Here is a 15,956-nt window from a genome sequence, read left to right as displayed (position 1 = left end):
TGGCAGGCCAGGTGGGGTGGAAGGGTAGAGCGGGACCGGTGCGGCGAACCGCGTCGGGCCTCGCCGCGGTGTGCGTGCTGCTGGCCGGCGGACTGACCGGGTGCGGTGGGCCCGCCGCGCCGGACGCCGACCGCACCGGGATCCAGCGGATGCTGGATCGGCGGGCCGCGGCCGTGCGGGACCGGGACGCGGCGGCGTTCCTGGCGACCGTGGACCGGGACGCCGTGCACTACCGCTCCGGCCAGCGGCGGGTCTTCGCCAATCTCGGGGACGTGCCGCTGCGTTCCTGGGAGTACCGGCTCACCGGGACCGGCGGCTTCCGACCGGTCGCCGGCGACGGCCACCGGATAGCCGCCACCGTCGAGCTCCGCTACCGGCTGACCGGCTACGACACGGCGCCCGTCACCACGGAGCAGCGACTGACCCTGGTGCGGCGGGAGCGGCAGTGGTTCGTGGCCGGTGCCGCGGGGGCCGGCGCCACCGTCAGCGCCGCCCGCGCCGACGCCTCGGGCGGCACCCAGCGGCCCGCCGAGCAACTGTGGGACCAGGGAGACGTGGAGGTCGTACGGGGCGCCCACAGCCTCGTCCTGGGCGTCGGCCAGGACCGGGAGCGGCTGCGCTCCATCGCGGCCACCGCCGACCGCGCGGTGCCCGCCGTGACCGACGCCTGGAACGGCAAGTGGGCGCGCCGGGTGGTGATCCAGGTGCCCGCCTCGCTGGAGCGGATGGCCGGGCTGCTGGGCGCGCCGGCCGACGGCTACCGGGGCATCGCCGCGGTCACCACCGGCGAGATCGGCGGCGCCGGCGCCGCGCCCGCCGACCGGGTGGTGGTCAACCCCGAGGCGTACGGCGTGCTCGGCGAGTTCGGCCGCCAGGTCGTGCTCACTCATGAGACCGCGCACGTCGCCACCCGTCCCGCGACCACCTCCAGCACCCCGATGTGGCTCTCCGAGGGCTATGCCGACTGGGTCGGCTACCGCGCCACCGGACGCTCCCCCCGCGCCATCGCGCCCGAACTCGCCCGCGCGGTCGACGCCGGGCACGCCCCCCGCGCGTTGCCGCAGAGCGACGACTTCCGCTTCGGCACGGAGGCGGTGCACCTCGCCCGGTCCTATGAGGAGGGCTGGCTGGCCTGCCGGATGATCGCCGAGAGCTGGGGCGAGTCGAAGCTGGTCGCCTTCTACCGCGCGGTCGGCGCCGGCACCGCCCAGGGGCCCAAGGCCCAACAGCGCGCCGTGGAGGCGGCGCTGCGCGAGGTCCTGGGCGTCGGCCTCGACGCCTTCACCGCCAAGTGGCGGGCCTATGTGAGGGGCGAACTGCGCTAGCACCGCCGGCGGCCGCCGCGCGGACGGGAGCCGGGGGCGGGTCGACGGTTCTCACGGCGGCCGGGGGCGGCGCCGAAGGCGGCCCGGCGCCGGTAACCGGGTGCGGCACGGGTGCGGCCGTCGTCCTCGCTCCCTAGGCTGGGAGCCGGGGCTCTCCGGGGCGCGGGGCTCCCTGGGACACGGGGCTCCCTGGCTAGGACGCGGGGCTCCCTGGGCTGGGAGGCGGGAGAGTCGATGACCACACCCCGGGATCTGATGATCATCGCCATGGACGTGGCGCCCGGTCGCCCCACGGGCCGGGGCGAGCTCTCGCTCGCGCTGGCGGGAGCCGAGTTGATCGACCTCCTGGCCGCCGGGGCGGTCTCGCTGGACGGCGACCGGATCGTCCCCGGCCACCGCACGACCATCGCCGATCACCTGTTGGACCAGGCCGCGGCGTCGCTCGACCGGGAGGCGCCGTACGAGTCGGTCGACGACTGGCTGTGGCGCAGAGGCCGCGACCTGGCCTCGGCCTATCTGGCCGTCCTCGAGGCGGAGGGGGTGCTCACGCGGCGCCGCCGCTGGATGCCTCTCCGGAGCGGTGAGCCGGTGCTCGTGGAGTCCGGGGACCGCCGGGCCGCCGGCGACCGCTGGGCGTGGAAGGAGCCCGTCCTCGTCCTCCTCGCGACGGCCGCCGGGATCCGCGACGAGGAGACCGGAGACACCCTGGAGGGGGTGGAGGCCCCGGACGTGGTCGACGACACCGTGGCCGCCGTGCTCGCCGCGGTCCATGACGCGGTGACGGAACTGGAGGCCGAACGGCAACGGCGCGCCATCGAGCAGGCGGCCTTCGACAACGTCTGGCGGGGCGACTGAGGCGACCGATGCGACCGCGGACCTGAGGCGACCGAGGCGAGCGTGCGACCGCGGACCTGAGGCGACCGAGGCGACCGAGGCGACGAGGCGCCTGAGCCGACGAGACGACCGAGCGACAAGATGACCGAGGCGGCGAGACGTCTGAGCCGACGAGGCGACTCAGGCGGTCGAGCGGAGCCGACCGACGGCGACATGAGTCGGTCGCCCTAGTCGGCGGCGCCGCCCTCGCCCGCCGCGTCCAGCTCCGTCAGGGTCTCGGCGAGCCAGGCCCGTTCCGCCGCGCCGGTCGCGCGGGCGATGCGCAGCATGCCCCGGTGGAACGGGTTGTCGGCGTCCTCGGCCCGGACCGGCTCGCCGTCGCGGTAGAAGAAGCTGGCGGGCGCGTCCAGGAACGCCTTGCGGCGGCGGAGCACGGCGGCCTGCGCGGCCGGGTCCGCGAGGTGGTGCAGGAACGCCAGCAGGGTGAAGAACCGCTGGCCGTCGGTGATCTCGACCTCCTTGGGGGCCCGCAGCCGGGCCAGCAGCTCCGCGCGGCCGGCCTCGGTGAGGGAGAGGACACGGCGCGGGGTGGCGCCGGCGCCGGGCTCGGTCTGCTGCTCCAGCAGCCCCTTCCCGGCCAGCCGGTTGATCGCCGGGTACAGCGCGCCGTCGCTGACCGGGCGGACGTGGCCGCTGAGCCCCCTGATGCGCTCCTTGAGCTCATAGCCGTGCAGCGGCTCGTCGTGGAGGAATCCGAGGATCGCCAGCTCCAGCACGTCGGCGCACCGTCCCTTCGCGCGGCGCCTCTTGTCGGGCGCGTCCCGAGCATGGTACCTCTCATCGCTGTACATCGAATCGAGGTAATGCGAAACGAGGTCACGCCATGCTCGGCCGTCCGGCAACGCCCGACTCCGCCCACCGCCGTCGGCTGCTGGTGCTGGCCGGCCCGGTCTACTGCGAGCTGCTCGCCGGGGTCGTGTCCGGCATCGTCGGCATGGTGTGGGTGGCCCGGCTCGGCGGCGACGCGGTGGCGGCCGTGGCCGTCGCCAGCCATCTGGAGAACCTGCTGCTCGGCGTCATCCTCATGGCGGGCACCGGCACCACCGTGCTGGTCGCGCGGGCCGCGGGCGCCCGCGACCCGGCCGCGGTCCGGGCGGCGATGCGTGGTGGCTGGGCGCTGTACGCGCTCCTCGCCCCCGCCGTGGCGATCGGCGGCTGGGCGTTGCGCGACCCGCTCGCCGGCCTGCTGCTCGGCGGCGGGGGGACGGCGCACGGGCTGGCCGTGCGGTACCTCGCCGTCTCGCTCCCCGGCATCGTGGTCTTCTACGCGCAGAACGTCCTGGACGGCACGCTCAAGGGTGCCGGCGACACCCGCACCCCCATGCGGCTCGCCCTCCTCGCCAACGCGCTCATCCTGGTCCTGGACCCGCTGCTCATCCTCGGCCCGTTCGGCCTGCCCGCGCTGGGCGTCCCCGGCGCCGCCGTCGCCACCCTGCTCGGCCGGTCGGTCGCGCTCGGCGTCGGCCTCGCGGCGCTGCGCCGCAACCGCCTGGTCCGGGACGCCCGGCGGGCGCCCGGCGCCGGGTCCACGGCCGCCGCGCTGCGCCGGACCGTCGCCACCGGCCTGCCGATGTCCGGCGACTTCGTGGTGCGGATGGCCGGATCGCTGGCCCTGGTCGCGGTGGTCGCCCGACTCGGGGTCACAGCCGTCGCCGCGTACGGCATCGCCACCAAGGCGATGTACGTGGCGACCATGGCCTTCTACGCGGTGCGGCAGGCCGCCGCGATCCACACCGCGCACACCCTGGGCGCGGGCCTCGACCAGCGCGTCGCCATCGGCCGCCAGACGGTGCGGCTGGGCGCCGTGCTCGGCGCCGGCTCCGCGCTGCTGCTGGCGATCGCCGCGGACGGGGTGATGCGGGCCTTCGGCGCCACGCCGGAGGTCGCGGCGGCCGGCAGCCTCTACCTGCGCTGCCTCGGCCCGTACCTGACCCTCCTCGCCTGCTTCATCGCCCTCGGCGGGGTCTTCGAGGCCGGCGGCGGCAGCCCGACGCTGCTGCGGGTGACCGCCGCGGGCGTCGCCCTCCAGCTTCCCCTCGCCTACGCCCTCTCCACGGTCACGGGCCTGCCCGGCGTACCCGTCGCCATGGCGGCGAGCACCGCCCTCCAGTGCCTCGCCGTCGCGCTGCTGTTCCGCCGGCTGGCCCACGGGACCGGAGCGGGGGCCGGAACCGCCGCCGGGCGGGCCGTCGCCCCGGAGGCCGCCGTCGCGGCGGACCCGGACCGCGGGGCGTGAGCCCGATCCGGGCCGCACCCGGCCGTACCCGGCTCCCCGTACGACGCCGCACCGTGGCCGTCCGCCGCCACCCGGTACTGTCGTCTGCGATGCACAAGACCCTGATCGTCACCAACGACTTCCCGCCGCGGCCGGGCGGCATCCAGGCGTTCCTGCACAACATGGCGCTGCGTCTGGACCCCGACCGGGTCGTCGTCTACGCCTCCACCTGGAAGCGCGGCCAGGAGGGTGCCGAGGCCACCGCGGCGTTCGACGCCGAGCAGCCGTTCCCCGTGGTGCGGGACCGGACCACGATGTTGCTGCCCACCCCGCGGGTGACCGCGCGGGCCGTGGAACTGCTGCGGGAGCACGGCTGCGAGTCGGTGTGGTTCGGGGCGGCGGCGCCGCTCGGGCTGATGGCTCCGGCGCTGCGCGGGGCCGGGGCGCGGCGGCTGGTGGGCACCACCCACGGGCACGAGGCGGGCTGGGCCCAGCTGCCGGCCGCGCGGAGCCTGCTGCGGCGCATCGGCGAGGGCACCGACACCCTCACCTACCTCGGCGAGTACACCCGCTCCCGGATAGCGAGCGCGCTCAGCCCGCGTGCCGCCGCCCGGATGGTCCAACTGCCGCCCGGCGTGGACGAGAAGACCTTCCATCCCGGTTCCGGCGGAGACGAGGTCCGGGCCCGGCTGGGGCTGGCGGACCGGCCGGTCGTGGTCTGCGTGTCCCGACTGGTGCCGCGCAAGGGCCAGGACACCCTGATCCGCGCGATGCCGCGGATCCTGCGCCGGGTGCCGGACGCGGTGCTGCTCGTCGTCGGCGGCGGCCCGTATGCGAGCGATCTGAGGCGACTGGCCGCCGAGTGCGGGGTGGCGGACTCGGTGCGCTTCACCGGGGCCGTCCCCTGGGAGGAGCTACCCGCCCACTACGGCGCGGGCGACGTCTTCGCGATGCCCTGCCGCACCCGCCGCGGCGGCCTGGACGTCGAGGGGCTCGGCATCGTGTACCTGGAGGCGTCGGCCACCGGACTGCCGGTCGTGGCCGGGGACTCCGGGGGCGCCCCGGACGCGGTGCTCGACGGTGAGACCGGGTGGGTGGTGCGCGGCGGGTCCGTGGCGGACTGCGCGGACCGCGTCGTCGCCCTGCTCGACGACCCCGAACTCCGCCGGCGCATGGGCGAGCGCGGGCGGGCCTGGGTGGAGCAGCGGTGGCGCTGGGACCTGCTGGCGGAGCGGCTCAAGGAGCTGCTCTGAGCCGCGGGGTGTGCCGTGACGGGCCGTCGCCCGGCTGCGGGCCCCTGACGGCTGGTCGCGCCCACGCGGCGGAGCCGCGCGTGTCACAGCCCCGCGCCCCTTCGGGGCGGCGCCGGACTCAGCGCTCGTAGATCGCCTCGATTGTCACAGCCCCGCGCCGCTCGGGGGTGCCGCCGGGCTCAGCGCTCGTAGATCGCCTCGATCTCGTCCGCGAAGTCCTTCGCCACGACGTTCCGCTTCAGCTTGAGCGACGGCGTCACATGCCCGGAGTCCTCGGTGAACTGCGTGGGCAGGATGCGGAACTTGCGCACCGACTCGGCCCGCGAGACCGCGGCGTTGCCGTCGTCCACCGCCTGCTGGACGGCGGCCAGCAGATCCGGGTCCTCGCGCAGGTCGGCCACGGTCGAGCCGGCCGGCTTGCCCTTGTCCGCCAGCCAGCGCGGCAGGAACTCCTCGTCGATGGTGACCAGCGCGCCGACGAACGGCCGCCCGTCGCCGACCACCATGCACTCCGCGACCAGCGCGTGCGCCCGGATGCGGTCCTCGATCACCGCCGGGGCGACGTTCTTGCCGCCCGAGGTGATGATGATCTCCTTCTTCCGGCCGGTGATCGTCAGGTAGCCGTCCTCGTCGAGGGTGCCGACGTCACCGGTGTGGAACCAGCCGTCGGACAGCGCCTCGGCGGTGGCCGCCGGGTTGTTCCAGTACTCGGTGAACAGGTGGTCGCCGTGGAGCAGCACCTCGCCGTCGTCCGCGATGCGCACCACCGTGCCCGGCATCGGCTGGCCGACCGTCCCGATCTTCTGTCGGTCCCAGGGGTTGAAGGTGGTCGCCGCGCAGGACTCGGTGAGGCCGTAGCCCTCCAGCACCGTGAAGCCGATGCCCCGGTAGAAGTGGCCCAGCCGCGCGCCCAGCGGACCGCCGCCGGAGATGGCGTGCGTGGCGCGGCCGCCGAGGACCGCGCGCAGCTTGCTGTAGACGAGCTTGTCGAAGATCTTGTGCTTGATCCTGAGGCCCAGGCCCGGTCCGGAGGCGGTGTCCAGCGCCTGGCTGTAGGCGATCGCGACGTCGGCGGCCTTGTCGAAGATCTTGCCCTTGCCCTCGGACTGCGCCTTGGCGCGCGCCGAGTTGTAGACCTTCTCGAAGACGCGCGGCACGCCCAGGATCAGCGTCGGCCGGAAGCCGGCGAGTTCGTCGGTGAGCGTCTTGATGTCCCCGACGTGCCCCAGCTTGATCGGGGCCAGCACCGCGGCGATCTCCACCAGGCGACCGAAGACGTGCGCCTCCGGGAGGAAGAGCAGGATCGACGACTCGCCGGTGTTGAAGATCGGCTTGAGCCGGGCCACGGCGTTGCCGCACTCGGCGAAGAAGCTGCGGTGCGAGAGGACACAGCCCTTCGGGCGGCCGGTGGTGCCCGAGGTGTAGACGATGGTGGCCGGGGAGTCGGCGGTGGCGATCGAGCTGCGCTCGTCGACCTGCTCGTCCGAGACCTCGGCGCCGGCCTCGGTCAGCCTCCCGACCGCGTCGTCCTCGATCTGCCAGGTGTGCTCCAGCGCCGGCAGGCGGTCCCGCACGGATTCCACCGCGGCCGCGTGCTCGGCGGTCTCCACCAGCACGGCGACGGCGCCGGAGTCGCTGAGGATCCACTGGACCTGCTCGGGGGAGCTGGTCTCGTAGACGGGCACGGTCACCCCGCCCGCGCTCCAGATCGCGAAGTCCAGCAGCGTCCACTCGTAGCGGGTGCGCGACATCAGACCGACCCGGTCGCCCGGCTTCACCCCGGCGGCGATCAGACCCTTGGCGGCGGCCCGCACCTCGGCCAGGAACCGGACCGCGGTGACGTCCTGCCAGCGGCCGCCCACCTTCCGACCGACGACAGCGACATCGGGGTGCTGGGCGGCGTTGCGGCGGAGGAGGTCCGTCAGGTTGCCGTCGACTGGAACCTCGTACAGAGCCGGAAGGCTGAACTCGCGCAAGACTGCTGCTCCTCGTCGGGGCCGGCGCCACGACACTGTGGGTGCTTGCGTCGGCTGCGGTCCATGATCAGGCGAAGGGGGGTGGACTGGCCGGACGTTACCCATCGGTATGGCTTCCGGCATAGGGGTTGCCGCCCAGATGTTTGATGCGTCACACACCGCACACGTGCTTCGCGCAGACTAGTCCAGAGGCGTGCCAACCCGGAAGTAACCGCAGGTAGAGGACCTTCCGGCGGCGCATCGGGCGGCTTATGGTGATCGGATGCGAGTCCACGTGGTCAGCGATGTGCACGGCAACAGCCAGGACCTGGCCAAGGCGGGGGACGGCGCGGACGCCCTCGTCTGCCTCGGCGACCTCGTCCTCTTCCTCGACTACGCCGATCACTCGCGCGGCATCTTCCCCGAGCTCTTCGGGGTCGAGAACGCCGACCTCATCGTCACGCTGCGCACCGCCCGGCGCTTCACCGAGGCCCGGGAGCTCGGCCGGCGGCTGTGGGCGGAGCTGGAGGCCGCGGGCGGGGGCGACAAGCAGCGGGCGATCGAGGGGGCCGTACGCCGTCAGTACGCCGAACTCTTTGCCGCCTTCCCTGCTCCTACGTACGCCACCTACGGCAATGTGGACATTCCGCGTCTGTGGCCGGAGTACGCCGGGCCTGGTACCACCGTGCTCGACGGCGAACGGATCGAGATCGGCGGGCGCGTCTTCGGCTTCGTCGGAGGTGGCCTGCGCACGCCCATGCGCACCCCGTACGAGATCGACGACGAGACCTACGCGGCGAAGGTCGCCGCCCTCGGCGAGGTCGACGTGCTGTGCAGCCACATCCCGCCGGACGTACCCGAGCTCTGCTACGACACCGTCGCCCGCCGCTTCGAGCGGGGCAGTTCCGCCCTGCTGGAGGCCATCCACGCGATACGCCCCAAGTACCACCTCTTCGGCCATGTCCACCAGCCCCTCGCCCGCCGGATGCGAATCGGCGCGACCGAGTGCGTCAACGTGGGTCACTTCGCGTCGACCGGCACCCCCTGGGCCCTGGAGTGGTGACCCGCGCACGGTAGCCTTCAGCGGCAGGCACCAGGCGGCTGACCGGTACGGAGGAGCCACGGCGATGGCCGAACACACCAGCTCAAGCATCACGATCGATGCGGCACCCGCCGACGTGATGGGAGTGATCGCCGACTTCGACCGCTACCCGGAGTGGTCCGGCGAGGTCAAGGTCGCCAACGTGCTCACCAAGGACGACGAGGGGCGCGCCGCCCAGGTGCAGATGGTCCTCGACGCGGGCGCGATCAAGGACGACTACACCCTCGCCTACACCTGGACCGGCGACAACCAGGTCAACTGGTCGCTGGTGAAGTCCCAGATGCTGCGCACGCTCGACGGCTCCTACCGACTGACCCCCCTGGAGGGCGGCCGGCGGACCGAGGTGACCTACCAGCTCACCGTCGACGTCAAGATCCCCATGCTGGGCATGATCAAGCGCAAGGCGGAGAAGGTCATCATCGACCGCGCGCTGGCCGGCCTGAAGAAGCGCGTGGAGGCCGTGTAGCGGCGGTTCCTCTCCGAGGACCGGAGCCGGCCGTCTCCGTCGCCTTCGCCCCCGTGGGTCGATGACGGCCGCGGTGGCTCCGGCGCCGCCGGGCCGCGCCCTCGGGGTTCGCGCCGTCGCCGCGGGGCGGGGCACGGCTCCCCGTCCGCTCGGCGGGACGGCCCCCGGGTCTCCCCGGCGGAACGGCCCGCGGCTCCGCCGGCGTCTCCCCGGCGGGATGGCGGTGGCCGTTCGTCCGGCCACGCCTGGCAAGATCATGTTCACGGAGCACGTTTCACGTCCCACCCAACGGAGTGCCATGCGTACGGTCCTCGTCACCGGACTCGGCGGCGCGGGCCGCACCACCGTCGCGGCCGCGACGGCGCTGGTCGCGGCGCGGGAGGGGCGCCGCGTGCTGCTCCTGACCGCGGACCGCGGCGCCGCGCCGGAGGCGCTGCTGGGACTGCCGGACGGGACGCGCGAGGCGGCCGAGGGGCTGCCGTGGGCGCCGCCGACGGAGGTGGCACCGGGGCTGTGGGCGGCGCGGATCGCCGCCGGTGAACACTTCCGGGCCGAGCTGGCCGCGCTCCAGGAACGCGGCCGTGAGGCGCTGGACATGCTCGGCGCCACCCCGCTGGAGAGCGAGGAGCTGACCGAGCTCCCCGGTGCCGACGCCTTCGCCCTGCTGCGCGCGCTGCGCATGGCGCACGAGGCCCGGCTGCCGGCGCCGCGGGAGCCCGAGGCGCCGGCCCAGGGGGGCACGGCCGCCGCCCTGTGGGACCTGCTCGTCGTCGATCTGCCGCCGGTGCCCGAGGCGCTCGGCGTGCTGGCGCTCCCCGAGCGGCTGCGCCGCTACCTGCGCCGGCTGCTGCCCGCCGAGCGGCAGGCCGCACGGGCGCTGCGGCCGCTGCTGGCGCAGCTGGCCGGGGTGCCGGCGCCCACCCAGCGGCTCTACGAGCTCGCGGGGCGCTGGGAGCAGGAACTCGCCGCCGTGCAGCGCGTGATCGAGTCGGCGGCCACCACCGTACGGCTGGTCGTGGAGCCGGGGCCGCTGGCCCTGCGCTCGCTGCGGGCCGCGCGCGCCGGGCTGGCGCTGCACGGCTGCCGGGTCGACGCGGTGATCGCCAACCGGCTGTTGCCGACCGGCTCCGCCGATCCGTGGCTGGCCGCCCTCTCGGGGCGACAGCAGGACGCGCTGAAGGAGATGTCCGAGGAGTGGACGTCCGGTACCCCGGTTGACGCTCCGGTACGCGAGCTGCCGCATCTCGGTGCGGCCCCGTTCGACACCGGCCCGGTGGCGGCCCTGGAGGCGCTGGGCACGCTGGCGCGGGCCCTGGCCGAGCCCGGCGGGACGGACGCCGGGTCGGCCTCCGCGCCGTCCGCCGGCCGCGAAGGGGTCGATCTCCCGGCGGAGGACCCGTGGACGGTGGAGGACCGGCTGGCCGAGGAGGGCGTGCTGGTCTGGACGCTGCCGCTGCCCGGCGCCGACCGCGAGGGACTGGGCCTGGTCCGGCGGGGAGACGAACTCATTCTCACCGTCGGCGCCTTCCACCGGGTGCTGCCGCTGCCGTCCGCGCTGCGTCGGTGCACGGTCTCCGGCGCCGGGCTGCGGGACGGCGCGCTGCGCGTGAGGTTCGCCCCCGACCCCGCGCTCTGGCCGAAGCGGTAACGTCGAGAACAAGCCCCGTCGAACAGAACGGGTCGAACAGCCAGTCCCTCCGTCGCAGGAGCCCGCCATGAGCGACGCCACCGAGCGTCCCGCCGAGTCCGACGCCTCCGCGGGAGACGCCCGCGCACACGACGCCCACCCCCGGGACGCCCGCCTGGAAGACGCCGCCGCGGAGACCGCCGCCGCGGAGACCGACGCCGGCTTCCGGGAAGACCGCGTCGCCGAGGAGCGGGTGGCCTTCAAGAAGGACGCCGCCGTCGAGGAGGACATCGCCTTCGAGGACGACCTCGACCCCGACGCCTGGCGGTACGCCTGCGAGGAGGACCTCGCCGCGGAGCGGGCCCGGCGGGCGCGCGAGAAGGCGGCGGACGAGCAGCCGGCCAGCGCGGCGGAGGAACTGCGCAGGCTCGCCGAGGCGGTGGCCGAGAAGGTGGCCGCGTTTCAGGCGCCGATCGCGGGCCCCGCGGTCCAGGGCGCCGTACAACAGTTGATCGCACAGGCGAAGGCGGCGGTCGAACCGGTCATTGAGCGCAACCCTGAAGTATTCGACCACCTCGCCGCGGCAGGTTCCGAGCTCCTGGCCGCGTACCGCGCCGCGGTCGCCGGACAGGAACAGCGCTGGACCCAGGGAGGCCAGCGTTCGAGTAGTGAACACATCGACCTCGACTGACCCGTGCTCCGGTACGGTTGTGCCCGGCGGGGTTCGACCTAAAAACTGAGGGACACATGGGACTCACCATCGGCGTCGACATCGGTGGCACCAAGATCGCGGCTGGCGTGGTCGACGAGGAAGGCGCGATCCTCGACACCAGCAGGGTGCCGACCCCGCCGACTCCCGAAGGCGTCGTGGACGCCATCGCGGACGCGGTGCGCACCGTCAGCGCCGGTTACGACGTCGAGGCGGTGGGCATCGGCGCGGCCGGCTACGTGGACGACAAGCGGGCGACCGTGCTCTTCGCGCCCAACATCAGATGGCGCCACGAGGCGCTCAAGGACAAGGTCGAGAAGCGCGTCGAGCTGCCCGTGGTGGTGGAGAACGACGCCAACGCCGCGGCCTGGGGCGAGTACCGCTTCGGCGCCGGCCAGGGCCACGACGACGTCGTCTGCATCACGCTCGGCACCGGCCTGGGCGGCGGCATCATCATCGGCGGGAAGCTGCACCGCGGGCGCTTCGGCGTCGCCGCCGAGTTCGGCCACATCCGGGTGGTCCCCGACGGCCTGCTGTGCGGCTGCGGCAGCCAGGGCTGCTGGGAGCAGTACGCCTCCGGCCGGGCCCTGGTCCGCTACGCGCGGCAGCGCGCCAGCGCCACCCCCGAGAACGCCACCGCCCTGCTCGCCCTCGGCGACGGCACCCCCGAGGGCATCGAGGGCAAGCACATCAGCGACGCCGCCCGCCAGGGGGACAAGGTCGCCATCGACTCGTTCCGTGAGCTGGCCCGCTGGGCCGGCGCCGGGCTGGCCGACCTCGCCTCGCTCTTCGACCCCTCCGCGTTCATCGTCGGCGGCGGCGTCTCCGACGAGGGCGACCTCGTGCTGGACCCGATCCGCACGTCCTTCCGGCGCTGGCTGGTCGGCGCCCAGTGGCGGCCGCACGCCCAGGTGCTCGCCGCCCAGCTCGGCGGCAAGGCGGGGCTGGTCGGCGCGGCGGACCTGGCCCGCCAGGGCTGACACCCCGGACGCCCGAACGGGGCGGACACGCCGGCGGGGTGCCCCGTAGGGTGCCGGCGGGGGAGCGGAACCGGAACCGAACCGAGAGGGACGGCACGACGATGCCCGCGAAGCTGTCAGACCCCGCCGGCGCGCCCGACCTGCCGGCATCCCGTGGGGAGCCGGAGGACGGCACGGCACCGGAGGACGGCACGGCCGTCGTCCGGGTGCTCAGCTACAACATCCGTTCGCTGCGGGACGACCGGGCGGCGCTCGCCCGGGTGATCCGGGCTTGCGCCCCCGACGTCCTCTGCGTCCAGGAGGCGCCCCGCTTCTTCCGCTGGCGGAAGGCCGCGGCCTGGCTCGCCCGCGCCACCGGCCTGGTCTACGCGACGGGCGGCGCCACCACCACGGGGCCCATGATCCTCACCTCGCTGCGCGCCCATGTGGTGCGCACCGAGGAGGTTCTGCTGCCCCGCACACCGGGCCTGCACCGGCGCGGCCTGGCCATCGCCGAGCTGCGCTTCGACGCCGGTCCGGAGGTGCCCGCGGCCCGACTGGGCGTGATCAGCTGCCATCTGAGCCTGTCCGCCGCCGAGCGCTACGCGCAGGCGGGGATGGTGCTGGACCGGCTCGCCGCGCTGGACGTTCCGCACGGCGTCGTGGCCGGCGACCTCAACGACCTGCCCGAGGGGCGCTCCTTCCGCCGACTGGCGGCGGCGCTGTCCGACGGCCGGGCCGCCAGGCCGTGGGGTGGCGAACTCACCTACTCCGCCGTCGAACCCCGCCGCCGTATCGACGCCGTCTTCGCCACCGCGGGCGTGGAGGTGTTGGGCTGCGGGGTGCCGCTGGGGCTGCGCGGTGTCCACGAGGCGGACCTGCGGGCGGCCTCCGACCACCTGCCGGTGCTGGCCGCGCTGCGCCTGCGCCGGGGGTAGTGCGCCTGCGCCGGGGGTAGGGGGACAGCCGCGCCCAGGCGGGGCGCGGCCGGGCGGCACCGGGCCGTCGTCCCTCGGACGCTCCGGAGAGTCGCCCTGGACCACTGGGCCGTCGTCCCTCGGACGCGCGGAAGAGTCGCCCTGGATCACCGGGCCGTCGTCCTCCGGACGCGCCGGCGAGTCGCCCTAGACCACCGCGCCGCGACCCGGGTCGTCGTCCTCGTCCTCGTCGCCGTCCTTCATCCGCATGACGAGGGTGGCGAAGCCGCCCAGGAAGCCGCCGACCCCGAGGGTCGTCAGCCACCAGGTCATCTCGATGCCCAGCAGCACGACCAGCAGGAGCAGCAGCGGGCCGCCGAGGACGGCCAGCCAGGCGAAACGGGCCGTGGTGTCGGCGTGCGGCAGCGGCGGCGGCTCGGGCGGGACGAAGTGCCCCTCGTCGCTCGCGTCGAAGTCGTCCTCGGAGGGCTCGCCGGGCTCCCAGTCGCGGGGGCCCACCCCCGGCGCGAACACGACGAAGCTGCCCGCGGGGGCGTCGGAGGCGCGGTCGCCCTTGACGAACTTGTCGGACTTCTCGGCCGTGTTCGGCTCCGCGTCGGACGCCTCGGCGGGGAGGTTCTCCGCCTCCGGCCACGGCTGCGCGCCCGGCGGGTCCTCGGGCTCCTCCCCGTACGCCGCGACGATCTCGGCGAACGCGGCGTCGTCGTCCCGGGCGTCGGCCTCGCGTCCGTCACGCTCCGCCACGTGCCGTCGCCTCCTCGCCCGGCTCCGGGGCTTCCGCGACCGGCTCCGGGACCTCCGCCACCGACTCCGGTGCTTCCCCGACCGACTTCTTCGGAGCGGATGCCCGCTGGGTGGCCCGCACCGGGGCGCCGACCTCCGGCGCGATCCGGCGGAGGAACGCGTAGGTCTCCTCGAAGACGAAGTCGGCGTCGTGGTCCAGCGTCGCCACGTGGTAGCTGCGCTCCAGCAGCCGCTCGGCGACGTCGAGCGAGGAGACCCGACCCAGGATGCGCGCGGAGTCGACCGGCGGCACCACATGGTCCTGCGGGCTGTGCATCACCAGCAGCGGCTGGGTGACCCGCGGCAGTTCGGCGTCGACGAGCCGGAAGAACGCGCGCAGCGAGGCGGCGGCGTGCAGCGGCACCCGGTCATAGCCGGACTCCACCGCGCCGGGCTTGGCGATGTCGCTGACGATGCCCTTGGTGGAGGGGATCAGATGGCGCAGCACCGGCAGCGCCACGGCCGCCTTGTCGTGCATCCTGTTGGCCGGGTTGACCAGGGCCAGGCCGCTGATGGCGGCGCCGTGGCGGGCGGCCAGCCGCAGCGCCAGCGCGCCGCCCATCGACAGCCCGCAGACGAAGACCTTGGCGCAGCGCTCGGTGAGCGCCCGCAGCTCGCGGTCCACCTCGGCGTACCAGTCCTGCCAGCCGGTGACGGCCAGGTCCTGCCAGCGGGTGCCGTGGCCGGGCAGCAGCGGCAGGGAGACGGTCAGGCCGCGCTCCGCGAGGTGGTCGGCCCAGGGCCGTACCGACTGCGGGGAGCCGGTGAAGCCGTGACAGACGAGGACGCCGACGTCTCCGCCGTCGTGGCGGAACGGCTCGGCCCCGGGGAGCAGCGGCACCGCGGATCTCCGTTCGGTGAGTTCGGTGAGTCAGCGTGGGTGGCAAGGCTGTGCCTCAGCGTACGCGGCGCGCCGCGCGGCGGGTAGGCAGGTTAAGGTCTCCTCGTCACCATCAGGAGGTCCTCGGTTGTTCTACCGCGCAATGAAGCTGTCCGTCGGCGGGATGCTGAAGCTCTCCTTCCGCCCATGGGTGGAGGGCCTGGAGAACATTCCGTCCGAGGGGCCGGCCATCCTGGCCAGCAACCATCTGTCCTTCTCTGACTCCTTCTTCCTGCCCGCGATGCTCGACCGCAAGGTCACCTTCATCGCGAAGGCCGAGTACTTCACCACGCCCGGAGTCAAGGGCAAGTTGACCGCGGCCTTCTTCAAGGGTGTCGGGCAGCTCCCGGTGGACCGCTCCGGCGCGCGCGGCGCCGGTGAGGCGGCGATCAAGAGCGGCATCGAGGTGCTGGAGCGCGGCGAGCTGTTCGGGATCTACCCCGAGGGCACCCGCTCCCCGGACGGGCGTCTCTACCGCGGCAAGCCCGGCGGCCTGGCGCGGGTGGCGCTGGCCACCGGCGCCCCGGTGATCCCGGTCGCGATGATCGACACCGAGAAGATCCAGCCGCCCGGCAAGGTGATGCCGAAGCTGATGCGGCCGGGGATCCGGATCGGCAAGCCGCTGGACTTCAGCCGCTACCACGGCATGGACAACGACCGCTTCATCCTGCGCTCGGTCACCGACGAGGTGATGTACGAGATCATGAAGCTGTCGGGCCAGGAATACGTCGACATCTACGCCACGGCGGCCAAGCGGCAGATCGCCGAGCAGGCCAAGGCCGAGCACGCGGCAGCGGTGGCGGAGAAGAAGAAGCAGCAGTCCGGGGCGTAGCCGCGCCCCGCGGGGGTG

At 74.3% G+C, this 15,956-nt stretch carries 15 protein-coding genes; 11 read left to right on the top strand and 4 right to left on the bottom strand.

Annotated elements, in window-relative coordinates; genetic code table 11:
* Positions 1–38 precede the first annotated feature (38 nt).
* Together CD790_RS20605 and CD790_RS20600 are read left to right on the top strand one after the other, a co-directional pair.
* Entirely contained in the window at positions 39–1,325 is a 1,287-nt protein-coding gene (locus tag CD790_RS20605) for a hypothetical protein (protein ID WP_144384752.1), read from the top strand.
* A 234-nt stretch (positions 1,326–1,559) separates the two neighbouring features.
* On the top strand, positions 1,560–2,180 hold the full coding sequence (locus tag CD790_RS20600; RefSeq protein ID WP_144384751.1) for a GPP34 family phosphoprotein: 621 nt from the start codon (positions 1,560–1,562) through the stop codon (positions 2,178–2,180).
* Positions 2,181–2,386: 206 nt separating this feature from the next.
* Here the strand turns inward: CD790_RS20600 and CD790_RS20595 are convergent, their stop codons facing one another.
* Positions 2,387–2,935: a PadR family transcriptional regulator gene (locus CD790_RS20595; protein ID WP_144384750.1), complete on the bottom strand. Its 549-nt coding sequence runs from the start codon at positions 2,933–2,935 to the stop codon at positions 2,387–2,389.
* A gap of 107 nt (positions 2,936–3,042) precedes the next feature.
* Between CD790_RS20595 and CD790_RS20590 the strand changes: the two genes are divergently transcribed.
* Both CD790_RS20590 and CD790_RS20585 read left to right on the top strand, forming a co-directional pair.
* Positions 3,043–4,455, top strand: a complete 1,413-nt coding sequence (locus CD790_RS20590) for an MATE family efflux transporter (protein WP_144384749.1) — start codon at positions 3,043–3,045, stop codon at positions 4,453–4,455.
* Between the two features lie 89 nt (positions 4,456–4,544).
* On the top strand, positions 4,545–5,687 hold the full coding sequence (locus tag CD790_RS20585) for a glycosyltransferase family 4 protein (RefSeq protein ID WP_144384748.1): 1,143 nt from the start codon (positions 4,545–4,547) through the stop codon (positions 5,685–5,687).
* A gap of 179 nt (positions 5,688–5,866) precedes the next feature.
* Here CD790_RS20585 and CD790_RS20580 read toward each other — a convergent pair whose 3' ends face one another.
* Positions 5,867–7,663, bottom strand: a complete 1,797-nt coding sequence (locus tag CD790_RS20580) for a long-chain fatty acid--CoA ligase (RefSeq protein WP_144384747.1) — start codon at positions 7,661–7,663, stop codon at positions 5,867–5,869.
* Between the two features lie 274 nt (positions 7,664–7,937).
* Here CD790_RS20580 and CD790_RS20575 point away from each other — a divergent pair, with 274 nt between their 5' ends.
* The 6 genes from CD790_RS20575 (at position 7,938) to CD790_RS20550 (ending at position 13,443) form a co-directional block, all read left to right on the top strand.
* A complete protein-coding gene (locus tag CD790_RS20575) occupies positions 7,938–8,705 on the top strand; it encodes a metallophosphoesterase (protein WP_186319150.1) in 768 nt (255 codons plus the stop codon).
* Between the two features lie 64 nt (positions 8,706–8,769).
* Complete coding sequence (locus tag CD790_RS20570; RefSeq protein WP_144384745.1) at positions 8,770–9,210, top strand: SRPBCC family protein; 441 nt, start codon at positions 8,770–8,772, stop codon at positions 9,208–9,210.
* Between the two features lie 298 nt (positions 9,211–9,508).
* The gene (locus CD790_RS20565; RefSeq protein WP_144384744.1) at positions 9,509–10,858 is read left to right on the top strand and encodes an ArsA family ATPase; all 1,350 of its coding nucleotides are present in this window, start codon (positions 9,509–9,511) and stop codon (positions 10,856–10,858) included.
* A 232-nt stretch (positions 10,859–11,090) separates the two neighbouring features.
* Positions 11,091–11,528: a DUF5304 family protein gene (locus CD790_RS20560; protein WP_399217944.1), complete on the top strand. Its 438-nt coding sequence runs from the start codon at positions 11,091–11,093 to the stop codon at positions 11,526–11,528.
* Between the two features lie 56 nt (positions 11,529–11,584).
* A complete protein-coding gene (locus CD790_RS20555) occupies positions 11,585–12,526 on the top strand; it encodes an ROK family glucokinase (protein ID WP_144384743.1) in 942 nt (313 codons plus the stop codon).
* 101 nt (positions 12,527–12,627) lie between these two features.
* Complete coding sequence (locus CD790_RS20550; RefSeq protein ID WP_144384742.1) at positions 12,628–13,443, top strand: endonuclease/exonuclease/phosphatase family protein; 816 nt, start codon at positions 12,628–12,630, stop codon at positions 13,441–13,443.
* A 186-nt stretch (positions 13,444–13,629) separates the two neighbouring features.
* Here CD790_RS20550 and CD790_RS20545 read toward each other — a convergent pair whose 3' ends face one another.
* The gene (locus tag CD790_RS20545; RefSeq protein ID WP_144384741.1) at positions 13,630–14,187 is read right to left on the bottom strand and encodes a hypothetical protein; all 558 of its coding nucleotides are present in this window, start codon (positions 14,185–14,187) and stop codon (positions 13,630–13,632) included.
* Positions 14,174–15,067, bottom strand: coding sequence for a carboxylesterase (locus CD790_RS20540; RefSeq protein WP_144384740.1), 894 nt, complete (start codon positions 15,065–15,067; stop codon positions 14,174–14,176). Before CD790_RS20540 ends, CD790_RS20545 begins: the two co-directional genes overlap by 14 nt.
* Positions 15,068–15,194: 127 nt before the next feature.
* Here CD790_RS20540 and CD790_RS20535 point away from each other — a divergent pair, with 127 nt between their 5' ends.
* Positions 15,195–15,938, top strand: coding sequence for a 1-acyl-sn-glycerol-3-phosphate acyltransferase (locus CD790_RS20535; protein WP_144384739.1), 744 nt, complete (start codon positions 15,195–15,197; stop codon positions 15,936–15,938).
* The last annotated feature ends 18 nt before the right edge of the window (positions 15,939–15,956 follow it).

Origin of the sequence: Streptomyces sp. SAJ15, assembly GCF_007595705.1 — a bacterium.
Classification (GTDB): domain Bacteria; phylum Actinomycetota; class Actinomycetes; order Streptomycetales; family Streptomycetaceae; genus Streptomyces.
This window is presented reverse-complemented; position numbering and strand designations above follow the sequence as displayed.

Bases quoted from the DNA above. Each gene is read 5' to 3' on its own strand.
- CD790_RS20600 (WP_144384751.1), top strand. From the start codon at position 1,560: ATGACCACACCCCGGGATCTGATGATCATCGCCATGGACGTGGCGCCC.
- CD790_RS20590 (WP_144384749.1), top strand. From the start codon at position 3,043: ATGCTCGGCCGTCCGGCAACGCCCGACTCCGCCCACCGCCGTCGGCTG.
- CD790_RS20585 (WP_144384748.1), top strand. From the start codon at position 4,545: ATGCACAAGACCCTGATCGTCACCAACGACTTCCCGCCGCGGCCGGGC.
- CD790_RS20570 (WP_144384745.1), top strand. From the start codon at position 8,770: ATGGCCGAACACACCAGCTCAAGCATCACGATCGATGCGGCACCCGCC.
- CD790_RS20565 (WP_144384744.1), top strand. From the start codon at position 9,509: ATGCGTACGGTCCTCGTCACCGGACTCGGCGGCGCGGGCCGCACCACC.
- CD790_RS20555 (WP_144384743.1), top strand. From the start codon at position 11,585: ATGGGACTCACCATCGGCGTCGACATCGGTGGCACCAAGATCGCGGCT.
- CD790_RS20550 (WP_144384742.1), top strand. From the start codon at position 12,628: ATGCCCGCGAAGCTGTCAGACCCCGCCGGCGCGCCCGACCTGCCGGCA.